The following is a 4,675-nucleotide window of genomic DNA, read 5'->3' on the forward strand; positions in this document are numbered from 1 at the left end:
ACTTTAAACGTTATCATTAATATAACATTTTATTTTTAATTATAAAATTTTTTATAAAAAAATAAACCGCGTATAACGGTTTATTTTTCAAATTTATCTTTATAATTTTCAATTGCTCTTTTTATAACATCTTTTGCTTCTTTGTCACCAAGCACTTTTTCAACAGTAGTTTCTTTATGTTCAAGTGTTTTGTAAACGCTGAAGAAATGTTGTATTTCATCAAATATATGACTTGGTAGATCATTTACCGTTGAACAATGATTATAAGTAGGATCATTAAACGGAATAGCTATAATTTTTTCGTCGTTTTCTCCCCCGTCAATCATATTAAGTACACCGATAGGATAACATCTTATTAAACTTGTAGGATAGATGTTTTCGCTGCAAAGAACTATTACATCAAGAGGGTCTCCGTCATCTCCGTATGTTCTTGGAATAAAACCGTAATTTCCAGGATAATGTGTTGATGTGTATAAAATTCTATCAACAATAATATGACCTGTTTCTTTATCAAGTTCATATTTTACATTACTTCCCTTTGGAATTTCTATATAAGCGATAAAATCGTCGGCACTAATCCTTTTTGGATCGATATTATGCCAAATAGTGTTTTTGTTCATGTCGCACCTCCCTAAAAATGCCCTTTTTATTTAAGTTTATACCAATAAAATAAAATTGCAATAAAAATTTTTTTAATTTTATATTATATGTTATAATTATTTAAAACATTCAACTTGAACTTTAAGGAGAAAAATATGAATTTTTTAAGCGTCGAAAATACTGCAAACATATTTACAAGATTTTCTCTTTTTCATTTTATATGGATAGGGGTATGTATTCTAATTTGTCTTTTTATGTTTCTTAGAAGAAGAACAATAAGAAGAAATTTTTCAGGAAGATGGTATTATATTTTTATGGCATTTTTTGCATTTTTCTTTGAGATGATATATATCGTCTGGGCATATGCCATAAGCGGAGAACAAAACATCATTTATGCAATCCCATTTGATTTTACATTTATTGCAATGGTGCTTTCTATATTGCTGTTCTTTTCAAGAAAACAAATTTTTTACGATTTGTTTTACTTCATATCCTTCTTTTCAATAATAAATCTTATTTTTGCCGATTTTGGAGGATATGGATATACACACTTTAGATTTTACCAGTTCTTTATATGTAATATCTTCGTTGTGTTTTCACTTATCTATTTTACATTTGTGGATTATCACAACATAAAACATATAAAATCCGTTGTGCATTACGGTGTATTTATATTCTTTGTGCTTTTATTAAACGGACTACTTTCTTTCGTAAGCGGAAAGAACTACATAAACGAAATAATGTGCTATATTCCTGCAAAATTAAATGCCTTTGCGGGTAACTTTGGAAGTGTAGCAATACTTACATTTATATGTATTGCCCTTGCTTTCGTAGCATTCGCACCATGGTATTTATGGAATAAAGAAAAAGAAAGCGAACATATAGTAAATTAAAAAGACTTGGGAATAACTCTTTTTTTAATAATATTAAAAGTTAAATAAATAAAACAGTATATCAACATAATAAAAACTTAAATTTCATCATAACACCCAAACTATTTAATATAAAAACATAAACTTATAAAACTACATTTAACTACCCTGTCCCACCATACTATATAAAAAGCATTAAAAATGAAACCTCATATTTTACACAAATACCACACCCCACTACATAAAACCATTCAAACAAAGTCATAACTTCAATTTAACACCCATACCCCACCATATTACATAAAACATCATAAACCACTACCCCCTACATTTCACACCTATGTCCCACCCCTCTACATAAAAAATAATAAGGTCAGGGTAGCGGTAGTGGTCGTTTCAAAAATCTCGGGTAGAGATTTTTAGAAAATCCGACCACGTTATAAGCCTTCACGTCGCTTGAGTGAAAACCTTTTTTCCATATTTTTGGGCTTTAGCAAAAATATGGCGGGGTTCTTAAGGGGTAGAACCCCTTAAATTTGGGGTTTAAGGGGCAAAGCCCCTTTTATTTATTTTTATGACAACTATCCTTATACATACACCCATCACACCCGCCGCTGCATTTACCTTTGTTTTTTATGCTTTTATAAAGAGCAAAAATAAAAAGTATTATAAGTATTAAAGCTACAACATAAGAATTAAAATTCATAATTTTCTCCTATTCTATAAATATATTGTACCCCTTAAAAAAATAAAGTAAACCCATTTATATAAGCTTTATTTTTTAATATACAAAAAAAGAGGCATACTAACGTAAACTTTAATTTTACAAAGTATCCTCTTTTAGTTAAAATGTATATATTTAAAAAATGTATCTGTATTTAAAAATTTAATACCTGAGTATTACATATTCATTCCCATAAACATACCCATAAAGTAAGGTATAAGCTAAATAAGCCATACTACAATGCTGAATTTATGGAAAACTTTCTTTGATTTTTCACTGCCTTTATATAAAATTGCACTTGCCCATAAAGCATGGAAGGCCATAAGAAGAAGTGCAATCCCTCCTGTAATGCTGTGTAAATTTAAGCTAAGAGGCTGAGCTGCAATTTTGCTCATTATTGTTGTTCCGGTCGTATCAAAAATAAACCCAAACCAGAAAATAATACAGTGCCATTTTAAAAGTATTCCTTTCTTCTTTTCTCCAAATACACCTATGGTATAAAAAGCAAGAGCCAAAGTCATAAAAATTATTGCAAAAATAAGTAAACTAGACATATTATCCTCCCTTTGTTACTGTCTTTTTAGTTTATAATAATTAAGTCCAAACAAGATACCTGTAAGGCTTAAAGCACTTCCAAGTCCCGTATAAAAAACAGCTATACACATATTAGGCATAAGAGAAAAAGCCCTTATTGAAATACCTAAACTCATCATAAAAGCCATAATACAAAATGACTTCACATCAAAGAATTTAAGAAAAAATTGATTTTCATTGTAACTTCTTATTCTCTTCGTATGCTTTTTTGTAAGCTTATAAAAGACCATAAACCAAAACGCCAAAAATACAATAATTGATACAAAAACATTTAAAATATTCACATAACCAACATAACTGGTAAGTCCTATTCTTAATATATTAAAACCGGCAATAAACCACACTATTGCAGCTATTATAAGTAAAGTTTCTTTTTTAACTTTCATATTTCCTTAGTATACACTCCTTTCGATAATTTCATAACAGCTTTAAAATCCTTGTTATTTTTTACTTCAAACATGAAAAGATGAAATACATATTCAATGAACTTTTCCGGGGTTAAATTCTCATTAAAAGCATCGTTTCTAATTTCAATGTCTTTTTCTATTACTTTTATTAAATTACTTTTAATATGTAAAAGATATTTTTCCATAATTTCTCTGCCGTCATTTTTATCATTCCTTTCAAAAATAAAGGAATGAAGCATTAAAAATTCAGGATATTCCTCATTTGCCATAGTTATTCTGGAAAAGAACCAAGAAATACATTCCTTAAAAGAATCAAACTCAAATTCATTTCCCGTCATATGAAATATATCAAAGAATACATCTTCAACAATGGAGCATAAAAGATTAGACTTTGAAGGAAAATAATTGTAAATACATCCAAGAGAAATACCGCTTTTTTTAGCAACACTCCTCATATTTACTTCCGATATCCCCTTTTGTTTAACAATTTCTCTTGATATCTTTATTATTTCTTCCTTTGAAGTAGAACGTGCTTTCACTTTACTCCTCCCAATATGAACAATGTTCATTTTGAGATTTTATATTATTTTTCCTAATTTGTTAATGCTTTATATATGAATATGTTTATAAAATCATTTATGTTTTTTATTATTTATCTGAAAAAAATATTTAATATTCATTAACCTAAAATTATATATCTCATAAAATAAATTTTTTTAATAATAAATAAAACATAAAAAATAAAATTTTGAGACCTATTACATTATAAATAAAATTAAAAGTTAAAATAAATCATGTATACTCTAATATACTTTTCTGTTAAAACATAATTTTAAACAAAATAAACTCTATATGAGCTTAATAAATAAAGATTTTTTAATAGAAAACTTCATTAATGAACATCTTTATATGTTTTATAAATAAATTACAAATATAACATTCTTTAACTTTAATCTATTTTTAAATACTTTTATAAATAGGATTATTAAAAATGTAGTTCAAAAGCTTAATATTACTTATCCAGTAATAATAAAATAATTTTTTAGCCTTTCCATATTATTTATGTGTCATTTCAATTTATATAAAAAAAGAGCAGATTTTACTACTCTTTAGAATCTACCCACATTAAAACCTTTTTAACAATTAGGACAGTGCCAGGCTTTTTGCTCTTCCATTTTTAAAGGAATTGTAATGGTTTTTCTAAACATGGCTTTAAATCCTTTTTTCTCTGCTTACTTTTTTGTAATAAACTCGTTCCATACTCCAAAGGCTAAACTATAAGCAATTACACTTCCTTCTTCTATTTCTAATCCACAATCAAGACATTTCATATATTAAACCCACCTTTTACAATTTTACAAATTATACCATAATAAAAATTGATTTCTCCTTTTGTAAAAAAGTCTTAATATACTTTTAAGAATTAATATACTTAATATATTTATTAGTTTTTTTTACAAACTTTTCATTTTAAATAC

6 protein-coding genes are annotated in these 4,675 nt (G+C 26.9%); 1 reads left to right on the forward strand and 5 read right to left on the reverse strand.

The features are described 5' to 3' along the window. Positions 1-80 precede the first annotated feature (80 nt). Positions 81-620 (reverse strand): inorganic diphosphatase, encoded by a 540-nt coding sequence (locus tag ACTQYZ_RS09995; RefSeq protein ID WP_441023504.1) that lies wholly within the window; start codon positions 618-620, stop codon positions 81-83. Positions 621-755: 135 nt separating this feature from the next. Between ACTQYZ_RS09995 and ACTQYZ_RS10000 the strand changes: the two genes are divergently transcribed. Continuing rightward, positions 756-1,493, forward strand: a complete 738-nt coding sequence (locus tag ACTQYZ_RS10000) for a TMEM164 family acyltransferase (protein WP_441023506.1) — start codon at positions 756-758, stop codon at positions 1,491-1,493. 541 nt (positions 1,494-2,034) lie between these two features. Here ACTQYZ_RS10000 and ACTQYZ_RS10005 read toward each other — a convergent pair. The 4 genes from ACTQYZ_RS10005 to ACTQYZ_RS10020 form a co-directional block, all read right to left on the reverse strand. After that, positions 2,035-2,178: a FeoB-associated Cys-rich membrane protein gene (locus ACTQYZ_RS10005; protein ID WP_441023508.1), complete on the reverse strand. Its 144-nt coding sequence runs from the start codon at positions 2,176-2,178 to the stop codon at positions 2,035-2,037. 239 nt (positions 2,179-2,417) lie between these two features. After that, complete coding sequence (locus ACTQYZ_RS10010) at positions 2,418-2,750, reverse strand: HsmA family protein (RefSeq protein WP_441416541.1); 333 nt, start codon at positions 2,748-2,750, stop codon at positions 2,418-2,420. 15 nt (positions 2,751-2,765) lie between these two features. Continuing rightward, a complete protein-coding gene (locus ACTQYZ_RS10015) occupies positions 2,766-3,176 on the reverse strand; it encodes a hypothetical protein (RefSeq protein ID WP_441416542.1) in 411 nt (136 codons plus the stop codon). After that, a complete protein-coding gene (locus tag ACTQYZ_RS10020; RefSeq protein ID WP_441416543.1) occupies positions 3,173-3,736 on the reverse strand; it encodes a TetR/AcrR family transcriptional regulator in 564 nt (187 codons plus the stop codon). The genes ACTQYZ_RS10015 and ACTQYZ_RS10020 overlap by 4 nt, the downstream gene beginning before the upstream one ends. Between the last annotated feature and the right edge of the window lie 939 nt (positions 3,737-4,675).

Source organism: Anaerofustis sp. LCP19S3_F7, assembly GCF_052119445.1.
Taxonomy (GTDB): Bacteria; Bacillota; Clostridia; order Eubacteriales; family Anaerofustaceae; genus Anaerofustis; species Anaerofustis butyriciformans.

What these genes read in the sequence shown, in the direction of transcription:
- ACTQYZ_RS09995 (WP_441023504.1), bottom strand. Translation starts at nt 620, where the DNA reads ATGAACAAAAACACTATTTGGCATAATATCGATCCAAAAAGGATTAGT.
- ACTQYZ_RS10000 (WP_441023506.1), top strand. Translation starts at nt 756, where the DNA reads ATGAATTTTTTAAGCGTCGAAAATACTGCAAACATATTTACAAGATTT.
- ACTQYZ_RS10005 (WP_441023508.1), bottom strand. Translation starts at nt 2,178, where the DNA reads ATGAATTTTAATTCTTATGTTGTAGCTTTAATACTTATAATACTTTTT.
- ACTQYZ_RS10010 (WP_441416541.1), bottom strand. Translation starts at nt 2,750, where the DNA reads ATGTCTAGTTTACTTATTTTTGCAATAATTTTTATGACTTTGGCTCTT.
- ACTQYZ_RS10015 (WP_441416542.1), bottom strand. Translation starts at nt 3,176, where the DNA reads ATGAAAGTTAAAAAAGAAACTTTACTTATAATAGCTGCAATAGTGTGG.